This window comes from Streptomyces tagetis, assembly GCF_018069565.1.
Taxonomy (GTDB): Bacteria; Actinomycetota; Actinomycetes; order Streptomycetales; family Streptomycetaceae; genus Streptomyces; species Streptomyces tagetis.
In genome coordinates this window covers 114,050-137,362 of sequence record NZ_JAGPNL010000002.1, presented here as the reverse complement: position 1 = coordinate 137,362, position 23,313 = coordinate 114,050, and the positions used below count along the sequence as shown (strand labels likewise).

24 protein-coding genes are annotated in these 23,313 nt (G+C 73.1%); 10 read left to right on the top strand and 14 right to left on the bottom strand.

The features are described from left to right. Positions 1 to 17 precede the first annotated feature (17 nt). From J5Y05_RS08970 to J5Y05_RS08935, 8 genes are read right to left on the bottom strand one after another with little or no spacing between them, the layout of a single operon-like run. Positions 18 to 206, bottom strand: a complete 189-nt coding sequence (locus J5Y05_RS08970) for a hypothetical protein (RefSeq protein ID WP_210870109.1) — start codon at positions 204 to 206, stop codon at positions 18 to 20. Beyond that, a complete protein-coding gene (locus tag J5Y05_RS08965; protein WP_210870107.1) occupies positions 187 to 1,455 on the bottom strand; it encodes a CIS tube protein in 1,269 nt (422 codons plus the stop codon). The genes J5Y05_RS08970 and J5Y05_RS08965 overlap by 20 nt, the downstream gene beginning before the upstream one ends. Next, a complete protein-coding gene (locus tag J5Y05_RS08960; protein WP_210870105.1) occupies positions 1,452 to 1,949 on the bottom strand; it encodes a phage tail protein in 498 nt (165 codons plus the stop codon). Before J5Y05_RS08960 ends, J5Y05_RS08965 begins: the two co-directional genes overlap by 4 nt. Beyond that, positions 1,946 to 3,958 carry a phage tail sheath family protein gene (locus tag J5Y05_RS08955; RefSeq protein ID WP_210870102.1) on the bottom strand — a complete coding sequence of 671 codons (2,013 nt, stop codon included), beginning with the start codon at positions 3,956 to 3,958 and terminating at the stop codon, positions 1,946 to 1,948. Before J5Y05_RS08955 ends, J5Y05_RS08960 begins: the two co-directional genes overlap by 4 nt. A gap of 13 nt (positions 3,959 to 3,971) precedes the next feature. Next, positions 3,972 to 4,430: a phage tail protein gene (locus tag J5Y05_RS08950; protein ID WP_210870100.1), complete on the bottom strand. Its 459-nt coding sequence runs from the start codon at positions 4,428 to 4,430 to the stop codon at positions 3,972 to 3,974. A 28-nt stretch (positions 4,431 to 4,458) separates the two neighbouring features. Further along, positions 4,459 to 6,306 (bottom strand): phage tail sheath family protein, encoded by a 1,848-nt coding sequence (locus tag J5Y05_RS08945; protein WP_210870098.1) that lies wholly within the window; start codon positions 6,304 to 6,306, stop codon positions 4,459 to 4,461. 16 nt (positions 6,307 to 6,322) lie between these two features. Continuing rightward, positions 6,323 to 7,204 (bottom strand): hypothetical protein, encoded by an 882-nt coding sequence (locus tag J5Y05_RS08940; protein ID WP_210870096.1) that lies wholly within the window; start codon positions 7,202 to 7,204, stop codon positions 6,323 to 6,325. Further along, positions 7,201 to 7,782: a Pvc16 family protein gene (locus J5Y05_RS08935; protein ID WP_210870095.1), complete on the bottom strand. Its 582-nt coding sequence runs from the start codon at positions 7,780 to 7,782 to the stop codon at positions 7,201 to 7,203. Before J5Y05_RS08935 ends, J5Y05_RS08940 begins: the two co-directional genes overlap by 4 nt. Before the next feature lie 327 nt (positions 7,783 to 8,109). Here J5Y05_RS08935 and J5Y05_RS08930 point away from each other — a divergent pair, with 327 nt between their 5' ends. Then, on the top strand, positions 8,110 to 8,871 hold the full coding sequence (locus J5Y05_RS08930) for an AfsR/SARP family transcriptional regulator (RefSeq protein WP_210870093.1): 762 nt from the start codon (positions 8,110 to 8,112) through the stop codon (positions 8,869 to 8,871). A 119-nt stretch (positions 8,872 to 8,990) separates the two neighbouring features. On the opposite strand, the gene J5Y05_RS08925 is transcribed toward J5Y05_RS08930, so the two are convergent. Next, complete coding sequence (locus tag J5Y05_RS08925; protein WP_210870091.1) at positions 8,991 to 9,671, bottom strand: GntR family transcriptional regulator; 681 nt, start codon at positions 9,669 to 9,671, stop codon at positions 8,991 to 8,993. A 209-nt stretch (positions 9,672 to 9,880) separates the two neighbouring features. Between J5Y05_RS08925 and J5Y05_RS08920 the strand changes: the two genes are divergently transcribed. The 5 genes from J5Y05_RS08920 (at position 9,881) to J5Y05_RS08900 (ending at position 15,311) form a co-directional block, all read left to right on the top strand. Further along, entirely contained in the window at positions 9,881 to 11,071 is a 1,191-nt protein-coding gene (locus J5Y05_RS08920) for a 4-oxalomesaconate tautomerase (RefSeq protein WP_210870089.1), read from the top strand. Then, a complete protein-coding gene (locus tag J5Y05_RS08915) occupies positions 11,068 to 12,093 on the top strand; it encodes an amidohydrolase family protein (protein WP_210870087.1) in 1,026 nt (341 codons plus the stop codon). Before J5Y05_RS08920 ends, J5Y05_RS08915 begins: the two co-directional genes overlap by 4 nt. A gap of 155 nt (positions 12,094 to 12,248) precedes the next feature. Continuing rightward, complete coding sequence (ligK, locus tag J5Y05_RS08910; protein WP_210870085.1) at positions 12,249 to 12,932, top strand: 4-carboxy-4-hydroxy-2-oxoadipate aldolase/oxaloacetate decarboxylase; 684 nt, start codon at positions 12,249 to 12,251, stop codon at positions 12,930 to 12,932. A 21-nt stretch (positions 12,933 to 12,953) separates the two neighbouring features. Then, a complete protein-coding gene (locus J5Y05_RS08905; RefSeq protein WP_210870083.1) occupies positions 12,954 to 13,877 on the top strand; it encodes an amidohydrolase family protein in 924 nt (307 codons plus the stop codon). Between the two features lie 51 nt (positions 13,878 to 13,928). Further along, a complete protein-coding gene (locus J5Y05_RS08900; protein ID WP_210870081.1) occupies positions 13,929 to 15,311 on the top strand; it encodes an MFS transporter in 1,383 nt (460 codons plus the stop codon). A gap of 92 nt (positions 15,312 to 15,403) precedes the next feature. Here J5Y05_RS08900 and J5Y05_RS08895 read toward each other — a convergent pair whose 3' ends face one another. After that, entirely contained in the window at positions 15,404 to 16,327 is a 924-nt protein-coding gene (locus tag J5Y05_RS08895) for an NADP-dependent oxidoreductase (RefSeq protein WP_210870079.1), read from the bottom strand. A gap of 80 nt (positions 16,328 to 16,407) precedes the next feature. Here J5Y05_RS08895 and J5Y05_RS08890 point away from each other — a divergent pair, with 80 nt between their 5' ends. Further along, positions 16,408 to 16,983, top strand: coding sequence for a TetR/AcrR family transcriptional regulator (locus J5Y05_RS08890; RefSeq protein ID WP_210870077.1), 576 nt, complete (start codon positions 16,408 to 16,410; stop codon positions 16,981 to 16,983). 61 nt (positions 16,984 to 17,044) lie between these two features. On the opposite strand, the gene J5Y05_RS08885 is transcribed toward J5Y05_RS08890, so the two are convergent. Both J5Y05_RS08885 and J5Y05_RS08880 read right to left on the bottom strand, forming a co-directional pair. After that, positions 17,045 to 17,779, bottom strand: a complete 735-nt coding sequence (locus tag J5Y05_RS08885; protein ID WP_210870076.1) for an SOS response-associated peptidase — start codon at positions 17,777 to 17,779, stop codon at positions 17,045 to 17,047. 162 nt (positions 17,780 to 17,941) lie between these two features. Next, positions 17,942 to 18,970 carry a zinc-dependent alcohol dehydrogenase family protein gene (locus J5Y05_RS08880; protein WP_210870074.1) on the bottom strand — a complete coding sequence of 343 codons (1,029 nt, stop codon included), beginning with the start codon at positions 18,968 to 18,970 and terminating at the stop codon, positions 17,942 to 17,944. 275 nt (positions 18,971 to 19,245) lie between these two features. Here J5Y05_RS08880 and J5Y05_RS08875 point away from each other — a divergent pair, with 275 nt between their 5' ends. After that, positions 19,246 to 19,653: a YciI family protein gene (locus tag J5Y05_RS08875; RefSeq protein ID WP_210870072.1), complete on the top strand. Its 408-nt coding sequence runs from the start codon at positions 19,246 to 19,248 to the stop codon at positions 19,651 to 19,653. Between the two features lie 8 nt (positions 19,654 to 19,661). Continuing rightward, the gene (locus J5Y05_RS08870; protein ID WP_210871391.1) at positions 19,662 to 20,807 is read left to right on the top strand and encodes an RNA polymerase sigma factor; all 1,146 of its coding nucleotides are present in this window, start codon (positions 19,662 to 19,664) and stop codon (positions 20,805 to 20,807) included. 55 nt (positions 20,808 to 20,862) lie between these two features. Here the strand turns inward: J5Y05_RS08870 and J5Y05_RS08865 are convergent, their stop codons facing one another. Beyond that, entirely contained in the window at positions 20,863 to 21,621 is a 759-nt protein-coding gene (locus J5Y05_RS08865) for a GntR family transcriptional regulator (protein ID WP_210870069.1), read from the bottom strand. Between the two features lie 358 nt (positions 21,622 to 21,979). Here J5Y05_RS08865 and J5Y05_RS08860 point away from each other — a divergent pair, with 358 nt between their 5' ends. Further along, positions 21,980 to 22,258: a hypothetical protein gene (locus tag J5Y05_RS08860; protein WP_210870067.1), complete on the top strand. Its 279-nt coding sequence runs from the start codon at positions 21,980 to 21,982 to the stop codon at positions 22,256 to 22,258. A gap of 234 nt (positions 22,259 to 22,492) precedes the next feature. Here the strand turns inward: J5Y05_RS08860 and J5Y05_RS08855 are convergent, their stop codons facing one another. Continuing rightward, positions 22,493 to 23,311 (bottom strand): SDR family NAD(P)-dependent oxidoreductase, encoded by an 819-nt coding sequence (locus J5Y05_RS08855; RefSeq protein ID WP_210870065.1) that lies wholly within the window; start codon positions 23,309 to 23,311, stop codon positions 22,493 to 22,495. Positions 23,312 to 23,313: the final 2 nt, after the last annotated feature.

Here is a 23,313-nt window from a genome sequence, read left to right as displayed (position 1 = left end):
ACGGGAGGGTGGGGCTGTCAGCCATGGCGGTCCTCCTCCGCGGTACGGGAGGCGTCCCGGGCCTCGGCCTCGGCTCTGCGGCGGTGCCGGTCGCGTTCGGCCCATCCCGGTTGGTGGGCCGCCGTGCGTTCGGCCGGCCCTTCCGCGGTGCGGGCGGCGTCGTCCACCAGCACCTCGTTGCTGATCTCACCAATGCGCAGGGTCATGGTTCTCCTTCCTCGCGGCGGCATGGGCGCCGTGTCCCGCCGGGGCCCCGCAGTCGCATCGAGGCCCCGGCTCCGTCCCGTGGGCCGCCTGCGGGGCGCGCAGGGCGATCCAACGGGGAACAGTCGGGTCGTCGGTGAGGGGCACGTCACCGGCCCCGGGGGAGGGTGGCCGCACGCGGGGCCGCAGCGGTACCCCGGAGCCGTAGGTCAGAGCGCGCCGGTCGCACCTCTCCGGCCCGCCTGTCCGATCCGGCCGGCCGGCGCCTCGACCGGCCGTCGCGGGTGCCGGGCGTCCGGACGTCGGCGGCGACGCGGCCGGCGGGGTGGGCGTGGTCGCGGCCGTGCCGGGGGCGCCCGGTACGGCGAATCCGGCACGCCGGGCGTCCGCGGCAGCGGCAGCGCGCCGGCCGGCCTGCTGGTCGATCGCGCTCTGCAGCCCGCCCGCCGAGGTGACGGCCCGCGGTTCCGGCTCCCTCCCGTCGAGCACGAAAGCCCCGGCCGAGGCGCCGACCGTGACGCCGGCGGAGAGGCCGAGGCCGATCGAGGTGGACGCGGAGAAGTCGACCGCGGTGCCGGCCGCGAGGCCGAGCGGGTCCTGGCCGCCGAAGTCGAGGGCTGCCCATCCCGCCGGGTCGAGTCCCATCCGGGCGGCGAAGTCCGGGGCGCTCTCCCCTGTCAGCGCGGTACCGGTCCGGTCCGTACGCGCCGCGGGCGCGCCGCCCGCCAGCAGGCCCTGGTCGTCCTGGGCGCCCGCACCGGTGTTGGCCGCGGGGCCCGTCCGGCCGTCCTCGTACCGCGTCAGTTGCTCCTTGATGGTCACGGCGAGCTTGGCGCGGAGCGGAACCCCGGAGGCGGAGAACAGGTCGTACTCCTGGCCGAGCGCGCTCATCACGCCGACCAGTTGGAAGGTCCCGTAACTGAACTGCACTTGCGGCGGCACGGACTTGGTGCCGTTGGCCGGGAGCATGAAGCGCTCCACCGCCCTGGCGCGGGTGCGGACGTCGACCGGCTCCTTTGTGGAGCCCTCTTCACTGGTGTCGAAGACCAGGTCGAAGGAGAGGGTGGAGGAGGATGTCCCGTCGTACTGGACGGCGGGCCGCTTCCCGAACGCCTTCTTCATGTCGACGTTGTTCGCCATCTGCAGGCGCAGCGAGGCAGGGTTGAACTGCACGGTGACCGGCTCGGGCTGCGGAGCAGGGGGGCGGGTGCCGATCTCCTGGAGGGTGGCCTTGGCCAGTGGCGTGGTCACGGCGCCACCATCCGCAGTCCCTCGTGGGCGAGGGTCAGCTCTTCGATCGCCACCTCGCCGGTTCGGGCGTTCAACTGCGGACCGACCACCTTGGCCGGCAGGGCGCGGCGGAACGCCCAGGTGGCGACCGGCTCGTGGTCGGCGCCCAGAAGCTGGACCAGTCCGTCGTAGCGCCGTACGGGGCGCACACCGCCTGTCACATCGGCGATCCACGTCCACATTTCGGGTACGACCCGGCCGGCCCCGCCGATCACCATGCCGCGCCTCAGGACCAGCCGGGCGACCTTCATCCGGCCGGCCCGTTGGACCACCCCGTCGTTGCGGCCGCCCTCGGCGTACTCGCCGACCTCCATCTCGACCTCCAGCCCGGTGCATTCCTGGAATCCACCGCTGCCGAGATCCGTGGGTGCGCCGGGGGCGGGGGCCCCGGGTCCGGGCAGGGTGAACGTCACCCGGAACCGGTACGCGGTGGCGAGCAGTCTGTTCTCGGTCACCGGCCGCCCTCCGTCCTCAGCGTGCCGTCGTCCATCCGGAGCACCCTCACGACGAGGAACTCCAGCGGGGTGCCGGGCGCCACCCCGATCTCGCACAGCAGGTCGGCCCCGCCGGTCGCGGTCCCCGCCGCGGTGCCCGCGGCGGGGACCCGGACGAAGAACGAGTCGGCCGGGCTGCCGCCGGCGAAGGCGCCGGCCGCGAACAGATCGAGCAGCAGGTGTTCCACCGCCACCCGGACGCGGTCGCGCAGCAGGGCGTCGTTCGGTTCGAACGCGGCCCAGGCCAACTGCTGCTCCAGGGTGCGTTCCAGGTAGCTCACGGTGCGCCGGGCGGTGAGCTGGCCCGACGCCGGGTCGCGGGCGAGGGTGCGGGCGGCGGTGATCCGTGCTCCACTCCGGCCCAGCACGCAGACGTTGATCCCGGCCCGGTGCAGGGTGCCCAGCGCCTCGGGGTCGGCCGGCCCGGACCCTGTCCTGCGGCCGGGTCCTTCCGCCACGTCGACGACGCCGGCCAGCGGCGCCTGGGCCGGGCCGAACGGCGTCCCGCGGGCGTGCTCGGCCGCCGCGAGCGTACCGGCCGCGTAGGGTGCCGGAGCCACGGTGACCAGCCGGTTCACCCGGGGGTCGGGCACCCGCGGCCAGCCGTGGTAGGCCGCCGCGTACGAGGAGTCGAAGGCCGAGCGCCAGCTCAGCACGTCCCGCGGGCGCAGGCCCGGGGGCACGTCGAGCAGGGCCACCATGTTCTCCCGCTCGGCGAACGCCACCACCCGCTGCTGCAGTGCGACGACCACCGCCCGCTCCCCGCGGTCCAGGGGGTCGCACCGCAGTCCGGGCAGGTCCGTGGGGGGCCGCCTGGTCGGGCCGGAGCCCGGGACCGGCACACACGGTGCGAAGTCGGCCCCGGCGAGGGTGGCCGGTGTGCTCACGCTCTCGGCGGCGGGCGGCTCGGCCGGGGCATACAGGTCGGGAACGACCACCGTCGCGCAGTCCGGCAGGTCGCGGAGCGCGTCCAGGCCGCCGGGCGGCGCCTCCGGGTCGGCGAGAGGGGCACCGAAGAAGTCCTCGGGGGTGAGGAAGACGTACCGGTCGGTGCCACAGGTGGTGACGGTGGCGAGGGCGGGGGCCAGCCGGGAGTCCGCGGGCAGGACGGCTTCCGTCGAGGGCATCGGCTCGACGAGCCTGGAGCCGGTGGACAGCGCGGCGCCCAGCCATCGGGGGTGTCCGCTCGTCAGACCGAGGTCGGTGAAACGCTCGCTACGGGCCCGGCCGGGATCGCCGTCCACCACGTCGAGGACCGCGGTGACTTCCTCGGCGCGCTCCAGGGGGCCGGTGACGGGCGCGTCGAGCGCGGCCAGCAGTTCCCAGCCGGTTCCGGCCCGCGCGGGGCGCCGCATCACCCCGGTGACCAGGCGCAGTTCGTCCGTGCCTCCCCTCGGGCGCAGCCGCAGCAGACTGCCGGCCGTCACGGTGGTACCGGGGGTGAGCACCAACGTCCGCCCGTCCAGCCCCGGCACGGGCATCGCCACCACGCCGAACGTCAACGTGGCTGTCAGCAGCGCCCCCCACCTGCCCTCGTTGCGGGCTTGCAGCCGGAGAGCGGCCCCGTTCCCGTCCGTCACCCCGGAAGCGAAGGTCAGCACGGCGCGGGCAGGCGGGACCTGCGCGTCCTGCGTGGGCACGGGTTCCCGGGGCACGATCCGTACGATGTACGCGCGGCTCCCCCCTTGGGCGAAGAAGGCGGCCACCGCGTGGGGGAGCAGTCCGGGGCCGGCGTACCCGCCGAACACCTCCTCGTACTCCTGCCAGCTCTGCACCGGCACGGCCACCGAGCGTGCCCGGTCCACGGCCGGGCCGTCCGCGCGCTCCCAGGCCGGACCGCGCGGCGCGACTCCGACGAAGGCGCAGACGTCCATACGGACCGGGAGCGGCGGCCGGCCGGCCGCGTCCGGCGCGAGATAGACGCCGGGTGCGCCGAGCGCCGGAAGCGGGGCGGAGGTCGCGGGTGCCATGGGCGAGGTCATCTCACAGGCCCACGTACTCGATGCCCTCGTGGACGAGGTGCAGTTCCTCCATGGCGACCTCACCGCTGCCCTTGGCCGCCAGTGTGGGCCCGACCCACTTCTTGGGCTGGGCGTTGCGCAGGTACAGCGCGAGGACCTTGTTGCGGGCCTCGTCGAGGACGGTGATCGTCACCCTGCGCGGCGCGTAGGCACCGTCGCGGACGTCCTTGAACCAGGCGAACACCTCGGTCGAGCCGATCAGACCGCGCTTGAGCGTCACCTCGTCCGTCTTGTTGGTGTTGGGGATCTTGCGGACGACGTTGTCCGGGTCGCTTCCCTCCCGGTAGTCGGAGAAGTTGATCTCGTTGCCGAGTCCGGAGACGTCGGAGAACCCAGCCGTGATCGGGTCCCCGCCGGCCGGTGTGCCGTCGAACTCGACCTGGAAGTTGAAAGCTCCGTACGGGTTGCTGCGTGTGGCCACCACGGGCTCCTCTCAGGGCGGCGCCGGTTCAGGAACGGGCGTCCGCCGTCCACTGTCCGATGCGGAAGATGACGAATTCGGCCGGCCGGACCGGGGCGACGCCGACGAGGCAGATCAGGCGGCCGTTGTCGAGGTCGTTCTGGGTCATGGTGGTGCGGTCGCAGCGGACGAAGTACGCCTGCGCCCGGGTCGCGCCCAGCAGGGCGCCGTTGCGCCACTGGAGGTCGAGGAAGTCCTCGACGGCACGCACGATCTTCTGCCAGAGGTCGGGACCGTTGGGCTCGAACACCGCCCACTGGGTGGCCTTGTCGATCGAGTGCTCAAGAAGGATGAAGAACCGCCGGACGTTGACGTACTTCCACTCCGGGTCGCTGCTCAGCGTGCGCGCTCCCCAGACCCGGTTGCCGCGTCCGGGGAAGAAGCGCAGGGCGTTGATGCCCTCGGGGTTGAGTACCTGCTGACGGCCGGTGTTGATGTTGGCCTCGAACCGGGTCAGGCCGAGCACCACCTCGTTCGCGGGTGCCTTGTGCACGCCGCGGGTGATGTCCGAGCGGGCGTAGATGCCGGCGACGAAGCCGGAGGGCGGGAGCAGCAACTTGCCCGGCAGGGACCCTTGTTCCGGGCTCTCGTTGGGGTCGAGGGTCTCGATCCAGGGGTGGTAGAGAGCGGCGTAGGAGGAGTCGAACTGACCACGGAAGGACCGGATCTTGTTCATCGACGCGCTCTTCGGACCGTCCACGATCGCGATCCGATACGCGCCGGGCGCCTCCGCGTGCGCGATCAGGTACTGGACTGCCAGCCGGCTCTGTTCGTCGTCGTCGAGGTCGGCGGCGTCGGGCAGGGCGACGATCGCGATGTCGTCGATCTCGGCCAGTGCCGCGAGCCCGGTCGCCTTCCTGGTGGCGTCGTCCAGGTCGGCCTCCTCGCCCTTGAACATCTCGGCCGTCGGCAGCCGGCCGTCCAGTCCGCCGGTCAGCTCGAAGCGGCCGCGTACGTTCCTCTCGGTGTCGGTGCCGTTGGTGAGCGCCACGGCCAGCCCGATCGGATTGGGCCGGTCCGCCTTGAGCCAGACCACGGCGGCGTCGTCCTCGGGATCGTGCAGGTCCAGGATCTTGCCGATCCAGCGTCGGTGGTCGGTGTGGCAGCCGAGGCCGGTGGCCCGGTCCGTCCGGTCCGGATCGACGAGTACGGTGACCTCGAGTTCGACCAGGACGAGCTGGTCCGTCGCGGTCAGCGGGTCCATGTCGCCGTTGGCCCGGTGGAAGGTCTGACGTCCGGCGGAGTCGACCTCGACGGTCCGCAGCTTGTCCATGTCCAACGGGGTCTTCCGGTCGGGCAGGGTGGCTCCGGCCGGTGCCACCTCGACGAGGGAGCCGTTGCGGACGCGGTTGGCGCGCAGCGCCGCGGGGGCCCCGGACGGAGCGGGCAGGGCCACATTGCGGCTGCGGACGGGGCGTACCTCGACAAAGACGTTGCCCATGCTTCCCGGCCAGCGCGCACACCACGTGACGGTCGACGCGGTGCCGGCCGGACTGTTGACGACGACGTCGGTCTTGGCCACCCCCGTGCCGTCACCGGGGTTGTAGACCCGGGAGACGTACAGCCGTTGGCCGCCGTTGAGGAAGAAGGCGCGGACGGCATGGGCCAGATAGGGTACGCGGTCGCCCAGCGGTTCCAGCTTGCCGTAGAGCCTCTCGAACTCGACGAAGCTGGTGACCAGGCGCGGCTCCGTCGACAACGGGCCCCCCTGGTAGTGCACCGGCCCGTACCGGGTCATCCCGGCGAGGCCGGTCGTGCTCGTCGGCACCCCTTCGATGGACTTCGCGCGGAAGCTGACCTCTTCGACGAAGACACCGGGTGCGAGGTACTCGGGCATGGCTCCTCATGGGGGCTCAGGGGAGAATGAACGGACTGGGGGGACTCACCAACCGGCCGAGCAACAACGGCACGACGACCGTGCTGCGGGCCGCGTGTGCGTCGGGCACGGTCATGCCGTCCGAGACGTCGTCCGGCGTACCGACCGGCGGCAGCACCTCAAGCGGCAGGTCTGCGAAGGGATCGTGCCGCGTGACGGCCGAACCGGCGGGGGGCGGCGTCGACCGTGCCGCCAGCGTCAGCCGGACGGTGAAGGCGGAGCCGCTGGGACTCGCGTGGCTCGTCGGCGGGACCCCGAGGACCAGGAGAAACTCCCCGCGGTCGTCTCCGTGAGCATGTCCGAGCACGGTGCCCAGGGCGGAATGCCAGGCCGTGACGCGCACCCAGCGCACCGGCCCGCCCGTCGGGCCGACCACCCGGCCGCGGACCCCGGTGGCGTTGCCCTGCGGGCTGTACGCGGTGCCGGGGAAGACCGCGATCCGCCGGGCCCTGGCCGCCGGCCTGGCCCCGGACGCCTCCTCGGCGAGGACGGCGGCGAGCGAGGCGAACGGCACTTCCAGACGGCGGGGCACGAAGCGGCGGGCGGTGTCGTAGACGCGTACCCGTACGGGAGGTGCGACACGGTCGCCGAACAGCAGCCGGAACCGGCCGGGGTGCCGTCCCCGCGTCAATCGCGGCAAGCCCATGCCCGGGTTGTAGAGCGCTGCCGCTGCCTCCCGGACTGCCGGCCGGGGCATCGCGTGCGACGGCGGCACCTCCTCGACCGCGACCGCGACGTCCGCCGGCTCACCGCGCAGCGCATCGACGACCTGGAGGCCGAGGGCGAGCCGGTGTGTCCGCACCACCGGGGCCGCGGCGAGGAAGGGGCCTTGGGGGGCAGGGGGCAGCGGGCCGGTCACAGCCGCGCCCCGGTGACCACGGTGAGGGTGTCCGCTGGAGGCGCCACCGACGGCCCGGTGACGACCACCACGCGAGCGACGTACGGGAGGGAGAGCCGGAAGTCCACGGAGAGCGCCTCGAATGTGCGCATGAGGTCGTCCATGGACACGTCCTCCAGCAGCAACTGCACCCCCTCGTCCGGCTCCCATTCCCCGGAATGGTCGAGCAGCGGTCCCGAGAGCACCGCGACGTCGTCCAGCGCCTGAAGCGTGCGGCCCAGGATGAGGTGTTCGTGTTCGGCGTTGTCCGCCCAGGGCGTGAGCAGGTAATGCAGGTCCAGCGGGAGATAGGAGCGGCCGTCCTGCGAACCGCGCGCGGACCAGCTCGCCCGCGTGCTCTTGTCGAAGTCCACGCGGTAGAGCAGCAAGGAGAGCGCCGGGAACCGGATCTCCGTGTTCTGGGCCAGATCCAGATCGTCGGTCCGGATCAGGACGGCTTTGGTCGACTCCCCCGGAACCGGTTGTGCGCTGATGAAGGCCAGGTTGAGGAGACGTTCGAGACTCCTGCCCACCGCGCTGACTCCACTGAATCCGGCCATGCGCACATGCTGGAGAAGTGGTGTCCCGTCTCTGTCGTGCCGCTCGTGTCGGAGCATGTGGAAAGCCGCGTCGCGGCGGCGTCGACGCCCACGTCGATGCGGCGTCGACGCGCCGTCAGCACAGGCGAAACGTGCCGGTCAGCCGCTTACGAGGGGTGCCCGCCCAGGCCGGCGATTCCTTTGCGGAGCATGACGCGTCCACCTGGGTGAACTTGGCGGCCGAAGGCCCACGATCCGTCACCGAGGGCGAGAGCAAGGGGGCAATACTGCGCAGCGTCCGCAAGCGATCTCCCGCGCCGCGGTGGCGCGTCCGACCTAGGGGGATGCATGTCCGGGAATGACCATCATCCAGGAGACGTCTCGGCAGGGCCGGGTGTCCGCCTTCGCCTGCTGCCGACTTTCGAACTCAGCGATCACGGTGGACACATCCGGTTGCAAGGGGGAGCCCAGCGCCTGCTGGCCTTCCTCGCCATGTGCCAGAGGCCGCCGCACCGCAGCCTCGTCGCCACACGGCTGTGGGCGGACCTTCCGGACGAGAGATCCAGCGCCGCGCTGCGGACCAGCCTCTGGCAGGTCCGGCGGGCCGCACCGCACGTGGTGGTCGACCACCACTCTCATCTGCGCTTGTGCGGCTCCGTGGAAGTGGACGTGCACGAGGCCGCCCGCTGGTTGCGTCTGCTCGAAACGGGTGAGCGCACTGAGAGACATCTGCCCGACTGCCTGAGTCACGATCTGCTCCCGGACTGGCCGGATGAGTGGGCGGTCATCGAGCGGGAGAGGTTCCGGCAGATTCGCTTGCACGCCCTGGAGACGCTGTGCCGCCGGCTCACCCAGGCGGGAGAGCACCGGTGCGCGATCGAGGTGGGGCTGAGCGCCGTGGCCGCCGACCCTCTTCGTGAGACGGCCCAGCGTGTCCTGATCGAGGCGCACATCGCGGAGGGAAACCTCTCGGAGGCAGTTCGGCAGTACCGGAGCTACTCGCGGATGCTTCACCTCGAACTCGGTGTCGAACCCACCGTCTTGCTCACGGCCCTTCTCCCCCGCGCCGCACACGCCCACTCCGCAGGCCGGATCGCCGCCCGTCGCTGACGGACGCCGTCCGTCGCCGGCCGGGCCGGGCGTGTCCGGCCGGCACCTGGTGGCGCGGCAACGCCCGAGCGGGGTCGCGGGGTCCGCCCCGCGCCCCGCACCCCGCCGGGTCCGCCCGGTCAGGGCCGGGGTGGTGTCCGGGTGGGGGCGGGGTCGGCCGAGGCGCGGAGCTGGTCGATCACGTCGTCCAGGTGGGCGGCGGCGGCGCGGGCCGCCGCCGGGGCGTCGCCGCCGACCACCGCGTCGATGATGGCCAGGTGCTGGGGCAGGGACTGGGCGGGGCGTCCCGGGCGCAGGGCCAGCCGGAACTGGAAGCGCACCATCGGACCGTTGAGCCGCTCCAGGTGGCGCCGGGCGACCTCCTGGCCGCTGGCCTCGACGACGAGTTCGTGCAGCCGCTGGTTGAGGGCGGAGTAGGCGTCCCACGCGCCGTCGGCGACGGCCTGGCGCATGTCGGTGCCGATCCGGCTCAGTTCCGCGCGCTGTTCCCCGTCCGCCCGCTCGGCCGCCTTGCGGGCGCACAGTTGCTCCAGCACCGAGCGGCACTCGGTGATCTGGATGGCCTCCTCGACGGAGACCGCGCGGACCCGGGCGCCCCGGCGGGGGATGATTTCGACGATCTCCTCGGCGGCGAGGTCCTGTAGTGCCTCCCGGACGGCGCCGCGGGTCGCCCCGTAGGACTCGGCGAGGTCGTTCTCGACGAGCCGCTGCCCGGGTACGAGGTCCCCGGAGCGCAGGGCATGCCTGATGGCGTCCGCCACGTACTGCCGGCCGGCGGCGCCCGTAAGCTTGTCCGTCACTCGGTCGACCCCTTCCCTCGTCTTCCCGCGTCTTCCACCGTCTTACGTCGTCTTCCGTCGACGACTCGTGCAGGGAGAACCCTAGTGTGCGGGCCGGGTGCGACCTCACCCGGGACCCCAAAGATCGGCAATTTCATCGGAACATCTTGTCAACAATCTCGTTGATGATTTAGTTTCCTCTGCATACCCCCGTTCACGAAGGAGCGGCCATGCCCGCCGTAGCAGCCGCCGGGGCCCCCGAGGTCACCAGGCGCGGCTCCCAGACCGCGATCCCCTGCCTGTTCATGCGGGGCGGTACGTCACGGGGGCCGTTCTTCGACGCACGGCTGCTGCCCGAGGACACCGGCGTCCGGGACGCCGTACTGCTGGCGGCGATGGGCTCCCCCGATCCGCGGCAGATCGACGGCGTCGGCGGCGCGCACCCCTTGACCAGCAAGATCGGCCTGGTGCGCCCGGCCGCCGAGGCCGCCGTCGACCTGGAGTGGACCTTCGCCCAGGTCCAGCCCGCCGGGGACGTGGTCGACACGTCGTCCAACTGCGGGAACATGCTCGCCGCCGTGCTGCCGTTCGCCGTCGAGACCGGCATGATCGCGCCCACCGGCGACCGCACCACCGCCCGTGTGCTGACCCGCAACACCGGCATGGTCTGCGAGATCACCGTCGCCACCCCGGCCGGCCCCTCGGGGGACCGGCACGTCGCCTACGAGGGGACGGCCCGCGTCGACGGCGTCCCCGGCACCGCCGCTCCGGTCGAGATCGGGTTCCTGGACACCGCCGGCTCCGTCGCCGGATCGCTCCTGCCCACCGGGCGCGTACGGGACACCCTCGACGTGCCCGCGGTGGGTCCGGTCGACGTCACCCTGATCGACAACGGCCAGCCCCTGGTGATCGTGGCGGCCGAGCGCCTGGGCGCCACCGGCTACGAGACACCGGCCGAGATCGACGCCGACGACGCCCTCCGCGCCCGGGTGGAGGCGCTGCGCCTGGTGTGCGGCGCGGCCATGGGGCTGGGCGACGTCACGACGCGGAACTACCCGAAGATGACGCTGGTCGCGCCGCCCCGGCACGGCGGCACCCTCTCCACCCGCAGCCTCATCCCCCGGGTGTGCCATCAGTCCATCGGCGTGCTGGCCGCCGTCACGGCCGCCACCGCCTGCGTCTTCGAGGGCAGCGTCGCCCACGACGTGGCCGCCGCCGTGTCCGGCACCCACCCCACGGTCTCCGTCGAGCACCCGTCCGGCGAGTTCGGCGTCACCCTGGCGCGCGACCCGGACGACCCCCGGCGGATCACGCGCTCCGCTCTGCTGCGCACCGCCCGCCTCCTCATGGCGGGCGACGTCCTCGTCCCCCGTTCCGTCTGGGACCCCGTTCCCACCGTTCAGGAGAAGAAGCCCGCGTGATCATCGACATCCACGGCCACTACACCACGGCCCCCGCCCCCCTCGGCCGCTGGCGCGAGGCCCAGGCCGCCGCGCTCACCGACCCGGTGCAGGCACCCGATCCGGCCGGTCCCGTCATCAGCGACGACCAGATCCGCGAGTCCCTGGAGGCCAACCAGCTACGGCTGATGAACGAGCGCGGCATCGACGTCACCGTCTTCTCCCCCCGCGCCTCCTTCATGGCCCACCACATCGGCGACTTCGAGACCTCCTCGACCTGGTCCCGCATCTGCAACGACCTGTGTCACCGCGTCTCCGAGCTGTACCCCGACCGGTTCGTCCCCGGGGCGATGCTGCCGCAGTCGCCCGGGGTGGACCCGGCCACCGTGGTCCCGGAGATCGAACGGGCCGTACGGGACCTGGGTGCCGTCACCGTCAACCTCAACCCGGACCCCAGCGGCGGCCACTGGACCGCTCCCCCGCTGACCGACCGCTCGTGGTACCCGGTCTGGGAGAAGCTCGTCGAGCTGGACGTACCGGCCGTGGTGCACGTCTCCACGAGCTGCAACCCGGCCTTCCACACCACCGGGGCGCACTACCTCAACGCCGACACGACCGCCTTCATGCAGCTCATGGCCGGGGACCTGTTCGCCGACTTCCCCGAGCTGCGCCTGATCATCCCGCACGGCGGCGGCGCGGTGCCGTACCACTGGGGCCGCTTCCGGGGTCTGGCGCAGATGCTCGACCGGCCCGACCCGGAGGAGTCGCTGCTGCGCAACGTCTTCTTCGACACCTGTGTCTACCACCAGCCGGGCATCGACCTGCTGCTGGACGTGATCCCCCTCGACAACCTCCTGTTCGCCTCGGAGATGATCGGTGCCGTCCGCGGCGTCGACCCGCGCACCGGTCACTACTTCGACGACACCTACCGCTACGTCAAGAACGCGGGCCTGTCCGCCGAGGACCTGTCGGCCCTCCAGGAGGGCAACGCCCGGCGGGTCTTCCCGCTCCTGGACGCCCGCCTGACCGCCCAGGGCCGCTGAGCCCCACCCGCGACGCGGGGGAAGGCGGGCGCCCCGCCGGTCTTCCCCCGCCCCCGGCCGCTCCCGTCCCGCCAAGAACGCCAAGAACGACAAAAAAGCCAAGAACGTTAAGAACGATAAGAACGACAAGAACGACAAGAACAAGGAGCCTCACCATGCACCACCTCGGAGTCGTCCACCGGACCATCGAACGCGCCGACCGCGCCGCCGTCGAGGCCCTGTCGGAGTTCGGGGTCGCCACCGTGCACGAGGCCATGGGCCGCCTCGGCCTGATGCGCCCCTACATCCGGCCCGTCTACGAGGGCGCGAAGCTCTGCGGCACCGCCGTGACCGTGCTGCTTCAGCCCGGCGACAACTGGATGCTGCACGTCGCCGCCGAGCAGGTGCGGGAGGGCGACGTCGTGATCGCCGGCTGCACCACCGAGAGCGAGGACGGCTTCTTCGGCGAGCTGCTCGCCACCTCGCTGCGCGCCCGCGGCGCCCGGGGCCTGGTCATCGACGGCGGCTGCCGCGACGTGGACGACCTGCGCCGGATGGACTTCCCCGTCTTCTCCCGCGCCATCAGCGCCAAGGGCACCGTCAAGGCCACCCTCGGCTCGGTCAACGTCCCCGTCGTCGTCGCCAACGCGCTGGTCAACCCCGGTGACGTGGTCGTCGCCGACGCCGACGGCGTGGTGGTCGTCCCGGCCGCGCGGGCCGCCGAGGTCGCCGAGGCCGCCGCCAGGCGTGAGGCCGCCGAAGAGGGCAAGCGGGCCCGGTTCCGCGCCGGTGAGCTGGGCCTCGACCTGTACGCGATGCGCGGCCCCCTGGCCGAGCTGGGCCTGACCTATGTCGACTGACGTCCCGAGGAGCACCTCCCCATGAACGACCCGGCTTTCACGGTCACCCCCGGCTGGCTCGACTGGTACCGCGGCCCGAGCACGCCCCGGTTCGTCCCGCCGCCGGGGGCCGTCGACGCCCACTGCCACGTGTTCGGCCCCGGCGCCGAGTTCCCCTTCGCCCCCGAGCGCAAGTACACGCCCGTGGACGCCTCCCGGCACGACCTGTTCGCCCTGCGCGACCACCTCGGCTTCGACCGCAACGTCATCGTGCAGGCCACCTGCCACGGGGCCGACAACAGCGCCCTGGTGGACGCCCTGCTGAGCGCCGGCCGGCGGGCGCGCGGGGTGGCGACCGTCCGTCCCGACGTCGGCGACGGGGAACTGCGGCGCCTGCACGAGGCCGGCGTGCGCGGCGTGCGCTTCAACTTCGTCAAGCGCCTGGTCGACGCGGCGCCCACCGAGGCGCTGGAGGCCATCGCCCGCCGCATCGCGCCGCTGGGCTGGCATGTCGTCCTGTACTTCGAGGCGGCGGACCTGCCCGGTCTGGAGACGTTCTTCGCCTCCCTGCCCGTCCCCCTCGTCATCGACCACATGGGGCGCCCCGACGTCACCCGCAGCCCGGACGGCCCCGAGTTCGCGCGTTTCCTGCGCTTCGTGGAGGCCAACGACGTCTGGGTCAAGGTCTCCTGCCCGGAGCGCCTGACGGTGACCGGCCCGCCCGCCCTCGACGGGGAGCGGCACGCCTACCGGGACGTCGTGCCGTTCGCCCGCACGGTCGTCGAGGAGTTCACCGACCGGGTCCTGTGGGGCACCGACTGGCCCCACCCGAACCTCAGGGACCACATGCCCGACGACGGTCTGCTCGTCGACCACATCCCGCACGTGGCGACCACGCCGGCCCGGCAGCAGGCCCTGCTCGTCGACAACCCCCTGCGTCTCTACTGGCCCGAAGAGGCCCGCTGACGTCACCCCGGCCCGGCGACGGCGCCGGGTCCCCCCTCTCAGGAGCGTGCAGTGCAGCACATCCGCACCATCAACGCGGCGAACCGGCTCGACCGGTTGCCGATCTCCAAGTTCCACAAGACCACCCTCGTCGCGGTGGCGTTCGCGTACTTCTTCGAGTTCGCGGACATCAACACCTTCGCCATCACCGCCCCGGTGGTGCGCGAGCAGTGGGGTGCCGAGGTCAACCACATCGCCTACGTGACGTCCTCGTCCTTCGTGGGCATGTTCATCGGCGCCATCGTGGCCGGCGGGCTGGCCGACCGGATGGGACGCAAACGGACCCTGACCGTGACCACGCTGTGGTTCACCGTGTGGTCGTTCGCCTGCGTCTTCGCCTGGGACATCTGGTCCCTCGGCGTCTTCCGGGTGCTGACCTCGGCGGGTCTGTCGGCGATGACCGTCGTCGCCGTCGTCTACATCAGTGAGCTGTTCCCCAGCGCCAAGCGCGGGAAGTACCAGGCGTACGCCATCGTCATCGGCATCTGCGGCACCCCCGCCACCAACCTCATCGCCTCCGCCGTGGTGCCGATGTCCGACTGGTCCTGGCGCCTGGTCTACCTGTGGGGTTCGCTCGGCGTGCTCTTCCTGTTCTTCGTGCGCAAGCTGGAGGAGTCCCCGCAGTGGCTGGAGTCCCGTGGCCGCCACGAGGAGGCCGAGGCGGTCCTCTCGCGCATCGAGGCGAGCGCGGCGTCCGAGTTCGGTGAGCTGCCCGCGGCGCAGGAGCCCAAGCCGCAGGGCCCGGTGGTCAAGCCGGGTCTGGGGATGCTCAGGGACAAGAAGTTCCTCTACCCGACGCTCCTGCTGTCGGTCCTGTGGGTGACGCAGACGATCGGCTTCTTCGGCTACTCCAGTTGGGCTCCGACCCTGCTGGCCGCCGAGGGCGTCAGCGTGGAGGACTCGATCTTCTACGTCGCCCTGACGACGGTCGGGGCGCCGCTCGGCTCCTTCCTCGCGGCGATGGTGACCGACCGCTTCGAGCGCAAGTGGTGCCTGGTGGTCTTCGGGCTGGTCATCGCCGCGTCCGGCCTGATGTACGGGCTGACGTTCACCCCGGTGCTCATCGTCGTCTTCGGGTTCCTCGTCAACCTCTTCGAGCGCGGCTACACGGCCCTGGCGTACGCGTACTCCCCCGAGCTGTTCAACACCAACGGCCGCTCGCTGGGCACCAGCATCGCCTACGGTCTGGGGCGCCTGTCGAACGCGGTGGGCCCGCTGATGATCGCCGGTATCTACAACGGCGTCGGTTACAAGGCGGTCTTCATGTTCATCGCCGGTACGTGGACGGTCGGCGCCATCGTCCTCGCCCTCTTCGGACCGGCCACGCGCCGCCGGCGGCTGGCCGCCGAGGCCGCGGCGCGGGCACAGCCCCACTCCGTCACCGCGACGTCCTGAGGCCGGACCGGCGAGGGCCGGCCGGGGCCCGCCGGCCGACGGGTCCCCGCTCGGGCGCCGGGTCCCGGCGCCCGCCCCGCGTGACGCGGGCTTCAGAGATCGACCACGATCTTCCCGTGGACGTGACGGTCCGCCTGCACCCGCACGGCTTCCCGGATCTCCTCCACGGGGTAGGTGGCGTGGATCGGCACGGTGATCTCTCCGGCGACGACGGCCTCGGAGATCCGCTCCAGGTCCCGCGGGTCCGCGTCGAAGCCTCCGGTGGCGCGCACTCCCCCGGCCTGGCCGGGGCCCGCGGCGATGGTGGAGATCCGCTCCGGCGGGACGCCGAGCGCGAGGGCCGCCTCGACCGTCTCGGTGCCGTGCAGGTCGGCCGCCCCGCTGACGCCTTCGGGCGCCATCGCGCGGACGCGCTCCTCCAGACCGGGTCCGTAGGCGACGGGGTCGGCGCCCAGGCGCCGGAGGAAGTCGAAGGTGCCCTCGGAGGCGGTGCCGATCACGCGGGCACCGGCGAGCCGGGCGAGCTGGACGGCGAAGACGCCGACGCCGCCCGCCGCGCCGCCGATGAGGACGGTGTCACCGGCCCGTACGCCGATCGCCGCGAGCGCCGCCGCGGCGGTCAGCCCGGCCACCGGGAGCGTGCTGGCGACCCGGTCGTCGATCTCCGCCGGGGTGCGGAGCAGGGTGCGCGCGCTGTCAGGGGCGATCACCACGAAGTCCGCGGCGGCCCGTCCCGTCGCCGATCCGTGGACCCGGTCGCCCACGGCGAAGCCGGAGACCCCCTCGCCGACCTCGTCCACCGTGCCGGCGAAGTCGGCGGCGAAGCCGGAGGGCAGGGTGACACCGAACCGCTCCGCCATCTCCGGCCGGGAGGACAGCACCCAGTCCATGGGGTTGAGGCCGACGGCGGCGACCCGCACCCGGACCTCGCCCGCTCCCGCGTGCGGCTCCGGGACCTCGCGCACCTCCAGGACCTCCGGTCCTCCGAACGTCTCGTACATGACGGCTCGGCTCATGACGTGCCTCCACGATCAGTGAGGGGACTTGGTCCTGTCACCGTACAGGGTGATGAGACCAAGTCCCGTAAGGTGGGCACATGGCTCGCTGGGAACCCCACGCACGGCAACGTCTCGCCGACGCCGCCCTCGAACTCTTCGCCGAGCGGGGCTACGAGGAGACGACCGTGCTCGACATCGCGCGACGCGCCGGGCTCGCCAAGAGCACCTTCTTCCGGCACTTCCAGGACAAGCGCGGGGTGCTCTTCGCCGAGGACGCGCCGGCCGGGCCGCTCGTGGCCGCCATCGCCGCCGCGCCCGCGCAGGCGGGTCCCCTCGACGCGGTGGAGTACGGGCTCGACGCGCTCGGGCGGGACGTCTTCACAGCCGACCGCCGCCCGTTCACCCTCCGCCGGCGAGCGGTGATCGAGGCCCACCCCGACCTCAGGGAACGCGAGGCCCTGAAGGAAGCGGGCCTCACCGCCGCGATGGGCCGGGCGATAGCCGGCCGGGGCGTTCCCGGCCTCGCCGCCCGGGTGACGGCGGAGCTGGGCGGCCTGGCCCTGAAGGCCGCCTACGAGCGGTGGAGCGACCCGGCCGGCACCGAGGACTTCGGCGACATCGCCCGGCAGACCCTCGACGAGATACGGAGCGCCGTCGCGGAGGTGCGGGGATGACCGTCCGGTTGACCGTGGAGGGCTTCCGCCGCGCACGAGGGCGGGCCGGCCGGGCCGTCGGTCAGGTGGCGGGGTCGAGGAGGTGGGGGCCGTTGTCGCGGACGCTGTTCACGGCCGTGGAGACGGGCCGGGCGGTGAGCCGCCCGCCCGCGGGCCGGATGAGCAGGGCGCGCAGCTCGTCGGTGTCCTGGTGGCGGGGGTCGAGCCAGGCGTCGTAGTGGTCGGGGGCGAGGGCCAGCGGCATGCGGGGGTGGACGCGGCCGGCCTCGTCGGTGGCATCGGTGGTGATGATGGTGCAGGTCATCAGCCAGGCGGCCGGATCGCCGTCGTCCTCGACCTCCGGGTCGCGCCAGTACTCGTACAGGCCCGCGAGGGCCATGACCTGGCCGTCGTCGGGGTGGATGAAGTACGGCTGCTTGCGGGTCCGGCCCGTCGCCTCGTCCTTGACGGGGTCCCATTCGTAGAAGCCGTCGGCGGGCAGCAGGCAGCGGCGCTTGGCGAAGGCACGGCGGTACGCGGGCTTCTCGTGGACGGTCTCGACCCGCGCGTTGATCATCCGCGCGCCGCCCCTGGGGTCCTTCGCCCAGGAGGGCACCAGCCCCCACCGCAGCGCGCGCAGCTCACGGCGCACCCGGTCGGTGTCGTCGCGGGCGGGCCGTTCCAGGACGGCGTACACCGGGTCGGTGGGTGCGACGTTCCAGCTCGGGGACAGTTCCTCCTCGGGGTGCCATTCGGTCACGTCGAAGAGGCTGGTCAGGTCCTGAGGGCCACGGGTGGATGCGTAACGGCCGCACATGCCGCCACTGTGCCACCTCGGACCCCGCGAGCGCCCCTGCGGCCGGGGGTCGAGGACGGATGGCCCGGGTCGGCTCGGCCGGGCGGCCGGCTCCGGAGGAGGGGACGGTGCCCGTGGCGGCCCCGGAGGCGGCACCGCGGCCGATCAGGTGGTGCGGGGCGGTCACCTCCGCACGTCGACGAGGATCTTGCCCGGAGGGCCGGGCGCCGGGTTCCTGAGGTGGTCGGCGAGTCCGGTGAGCCCGACGCGGACCCCCACGGCCGTGCGCAGCCGCCCGCGACGCAGGTTCGCGAAGACGGGTGCGAAGAGTGCGGACAGGCCCTGTCCCCCGTCGCGTTCCCCGTCTTGTTCCCCGTCTTGTTCCCCGTCCCGTCCCCCGTCGCCGTGCACGGTGTCGCGCAGGCGGAAGAACTCCACCCGGGCGCCGCCGCGACCGCTCGGGCGTTCCACCGGGAGCGGCGTTCCGGACAGCAGGCCGTAGTGGACGAACGTACCGTCGGCCGCCGTCTGCGTGTAGACGGCGCCGCCCGTTTCGCCGCCGACGCAGTCGAGGGCGACCTCGGCACCCCGCGGTCCGACGGCAGCCCGCAGCCGGTCGCGCCATCCGCCGTCGTCCGTGCGGACCACCTTGCGCCACCGGGCCGGATCGGCCACGGCCCGCCCCGGCGTTCCCCGGACGACGCCGACCGGCGTGACGCCCCGGTCGGTGAGCAGTTCCGCCAAGTGCCCGCCGATGGCCGACGTGGCGGCCGTGACCACGACGTTCCGCGCGCCGGGCGGGCAGAACCGTTCGACCATCAGCGTGGCCGTCAGCGGGTTGATGTAGGCGAAGCAGGCGACCTCGTCGGGAAGGTCGTCCGGTACCGGGACGCACCAGGAGTACCCGAGCCGTTTGTACCGCTGCCAGTTCCCCGCCGACCCGAGCGGCAGCACACGCCGGCCCACCGCGTCGGCGGGCACCCCCGGACCGACGGAGTCGATCACGCCGACGCCCTCGAACCCCGGGATGAAGGGGAACGACGTCCGTGACCCGTACGCCCCCGAGACGGTGACCGCGTCGGAGGGGTTGACGGTCGACGCGAGCATCCGCACCACCACCTCACCGGCGCCGGGAGCCCCGGGACCGTCGACCTCCCGGACGGCCAGGACCTCGGCGAGCCGGCCGGGCGAGTCGGCGACAGCAGCCAGCATCAACGGCCCCCTCCGTCCGCGCGTGTCAGAACACCTCATCGTACGAAGGCCGGAGGGTACCCACGGGGCGGGGCCGCACCGTGCGGGCGGCGGCGGGGGCACGCCCCCTCGGCGCCGTCGGGGCCCGTGGGCCCGGCACGTGTTCCTCCGGGCCGGCCGGCGCTCACGCGAACGTGGGAAAAAAGTTGGGCCGGGGATGTCGAGGAGCCGGGCGTGGCTCCGTCCCCGGGGTGAGCGTGGCCACAATGGCCGCACCAGCACCGAGGAGAGCGACGATGGCGAAGTACCTGCTGCTCAAGCACTACCGGGGCGCTCCGGCCGCGGTCAACGACGTGCCGATGGACCGGTGGGCGCCGGAGGAGATCACGGCCCACGTGCGGTACATGAACGACTTCGCGGACCGGCTGGAGAGGACCGGCGAGTTCGTCGACGGCCAGGCCCTCGCCCCCGAGGGCGCCTGGGTCCGGTACGACGGCGAGGGGCGCCCGCCGGTCACCGACGGCCCGTTCGCGGAGACCAAGGACCTCATCGCCGGCTGGATGGTGATCGACGTCGACGGTTACGAGCGCGCCGTCGAACTGGCCGGGGAGTTGTCCGCCGCCCCCGGAGCGGGTGGCAAGCCGATCCACGAGTGGCTGGAGGTGCGCCCGTTCCTGACCGCGCCGCCCACCGTCACCGAGTGACGGCACCGATGGACGAGGCCCTGCTCCGGAGCCTCACCCCGAGCGTGCTCACGATCCTCGTCCGCCGCGGAGCCGGCTTCGCGGCGGCCGAGGACGCCGTGCAGGACGCGTTGGTCGAGGCCGTCCGCGTCTGGCCGGCCGACCCGCCGCGGGACCCGAAGGGGTGGCTGGTCACCGTCGCCTGGCGCCGGTTCCTCGACGCGACCCGGGCGGACGCCGCCCGGCGCCGCCGCGAGGACCTCGTCGAGGAGGAGCCGGCGCCGGGGCCCGCGCCCTCGGTGGACGACACGCTGCGGCTCTACTTCCTCTGCGCCCACCCGTCGCTGACGCCGTCGTCCGCGGTCGCGCTCACGCTGCGCGCCGTGGGCGGGCTCACCACCCGCCAGATCGCCCGCGCCTACCTCGTGCCCGAGGCGACCATGGCGCAGCGGGTCAGCCGCGCCAAGCGGACCGTCTCGGGCGTACGGTTCGACCGCCCCGGCGACGTCGCCACCGTGCTGCGCGTCCTCTACCTGGTCTTCAACGAGGGCTACTCCGGCGACGTCGACCTCGCCGCCGAGGCGATCCGGCTCACCCGGCAGCTCGCGGCGGTGTCCGATCACCCCGAGGTGGCGGGGCTGCTCGCCCTGATGCTGCTCCACCACGCCCGGCGGGCCGGCCGGACCGCGCCCGACGGCAGCCTCGTGCCCCTCGCCGAACAGGACCGCGGCCGGTGGGACACCGCCTTGATCGCCGAGGGCGTGGAGATCCTCCAGGCGGCCCTCGCCCGCGACCGACTGGGCGAGTTCCAGGCCCAGGCCGCCATCGCGGCCCTCCACGCCGACGCGCCCACCGCCGAGGAGACCGACTGGGCGCAGATCGTCGAGTGGTACGACGAGCTGACCCGCCTCACCGACAGCCCCGTCGTCCGCCTCAACCGCGCCGTCGCCGTCGGGGAGGCCGACGGACCGCGCGCCGGCCTGGCGGCACTCGCGGCACTGGACGACTCCGTGCCCCGGCACACCGCGGTCGCGGCGTACCTCCACGAGCGCGACGGCGACCCGGCGACGGCGGCCCGGCTCTACGCCGAGGCGGCCCGCCTCGCCCCCAACCTGGCCGAACGCGACCACCTGACCCGCCAGGCCGCCCGCCTCAACGCCCGCCGGGACCGCTGACGGCCGGATCGGAAGGTGTCGTCCAGGTCCGGTGCCCCGGCCCGGCTTCGCCTCCTCAGCGGCGCAGCAGGAGGGGCGTGACCCCGAGCCGCCCGCTGTGGATCCAGACGTCGGAGTACTCGACCGGGCGGTCGTCGGCGAGGTAGGTGACCTGCTGGAGGTACTGCACCGGGGCGCCTTCGGCGAGGTCGAGGGAGTCGGCGACGTCGGCGCCGGCGGCCTCGGCGCCGAAGGTGCGGCGGGCCGTGGCGATCTTCAGTCCGTAGGTGCCCTCCAGGACGCCGAAGAGGCTGGAGGAGGTGAAGTCGACCTCCTCGATGCCCGGCGCCAGGTCGGTGCGGACGAAGTTGAAGAGCAGGGCCACCGGCCCCTGCTCGGTACGGCGGACCCGGACCAGACGCAGGACCCGGGTACCGGGGGCCACGTCCAGCAGGGCGGCGACCGGCTTGGGCGGCGCGATCAGCGCGCACTCGCGCACCGTGGTCGTGGTCACCACACCCTGGTCGGCGAAGTCCTCGGAGAGGGTGCTCAGCTTCTGGGCGATGGCGGGCTCGATCGTCGTCGAGGTCACGAAGGTGCCCCGGCCCCGCACCTGCCGCAGCAGACCCTCCTCGATGAGCGTGGTCAGCGCCCTGCGCAGGGTGCCACGGCTGACACCGAACTCCTGGGCCAGCTCCGGCTCGCTCTTGAGACGGTAGTGCGGCGGCCACTCACCGGCGGCGATCCGCAGCCGGATGTGCTCCGAGATCTGGACGTGGATCGCCGTGGGCACGTCCCGCTTGATACCCGGGACTCCGCCTTTGCCGGCCGTCACAGTGGTCGCATCCCCTTCTCCGTTCCCGCGTCGCCCCGCGTCCCCACGGGTCGGGCGGTCATGTCCCACGGAGACGAGCACCTGCCGGTGTCGGCAGAATGTGCTGCGACCAGGTATAGACAGGCCATTACCATGGAGGCAAGGCGCTTGCCTATGAGGCAAGGAGCCGAGCGGCGTCGAGCCCGGGGAGGGCCGGGCGGACCCCGGGGCTCCCCGCCCGACGGAAGATCCTCACCACGCCGCCGCCTCTAGGATGGTGCCCCCGCGCAGACGCTCCGCCGGGCACCGTCCCTCCCGCGCCGCACGGGCCCCGCTCTCGAACGGAACGCCCCCACTCCCTACGGAGAACGTTCTCCTCATGCCGATCGCCATCGCCGCCGTGGGCATCACGGTCTTCTGCCTCACGCTCTGGTGCTCGCTCACCGTCGCCCGGATGCGGCACCTTCCCGCGTGGCGCGGATACCTCCCCCTGTCCCTCGTCCTGATCGCGCTCGGCGCCGGCCTCCTGCGTGCCTTCGGCGTCACCCGGATAGCCGACGCCATCGCCTTCCCCCTCGTCCTCGCGGCCATCGCGGTGTCGCTGTGCGAGATCCACGCCCGCCGGAGAAGGAACCGCGCCGGGATTCCCACCGGCTGAACCCGCGCACACGGGCACAGGGCCGGGCCGCGACCGCGCCGGCCGGCGTGCCCTGCCCGCCGCAGCCCGCCGCGGCCCGCCGGAGTCGGATATCGGGTACGTGACCGGGGTCCGGCTTCTGGCGAGCCGCCACTCGGTGAGCCCGTGAGGGCACGGCGCACGGTTCCGGGGATGGCGCGAGGCCGCCGGCAGGTCCGCCGAGGCGGGGAACCGGAGGGGGCTCCCCGGGCGGGATCATCCCTCGTCCGGCCCCGGCAGGGTGTCGCTGAGGACCTGGGTCAGGGCGGTGGCGCCGCCGTCGGCGACGTAGGTGCCGCCGGTCATCCAGCCCGACGCGTCCGAGGCGAGGAGGAGCGCCAGTCCGGTGAGGTCGGCCGGCGTGCCCCAGCGGCGCATCGGCACGGAGTCCTCCCAGGCGGCGACGGCGGCGGCGGGGCGCGGGCCGGGGCCGCCGATGCCGGTGACCACGGGGCCCGGCGCGAGGGCGTTGACGCGGACGCCGAACCGGGCGAGTTCCAGGGCGGCTTGGCGGACGAGGCCCAGGACCGCGGCCTTGGAGACCACGTACGGGTAGCTGACGCGGGGCTCCGCGCGCAGGCCCGCCGTGGAGGCGGTGACGACGATGCTGCCGGACCGCTGGGCCTTCATGACCCCGGCGCACCGCTGGAGGCAGTGGAAGAGGCCGTCGAGGTTGACGTCGAGGACCCGGCGCCAGTCCGCGAAGGGCAGGTCGTCGATGGCGCCGCCGGGCTGGAGCGGCGAGGGGACGCCGTTGACGCCCGCGTTGAGGTAGGCCACGTCGAGGCGGCCGGAGGCGGCGATCACGTCGTCGACGAGGCGGCGCACCGCCTCCGGGTCGGTCACGTCGCACACGTGGGCGACGGCCGCCCGGAGGCCGGTCATTCCCGCCGCCGCCTCGTGGACCGTGTCCGCCACGTCGGCGAGGTGGACGACGGCGCCCTCGGCCGCGCAGGCGCGGGCGATCTCGTGGCCGATGCCCGCGGCGGCGCCGGTCACCAGGACCACCCGTCCGTCGATGCGCAGCGTGTCCATGG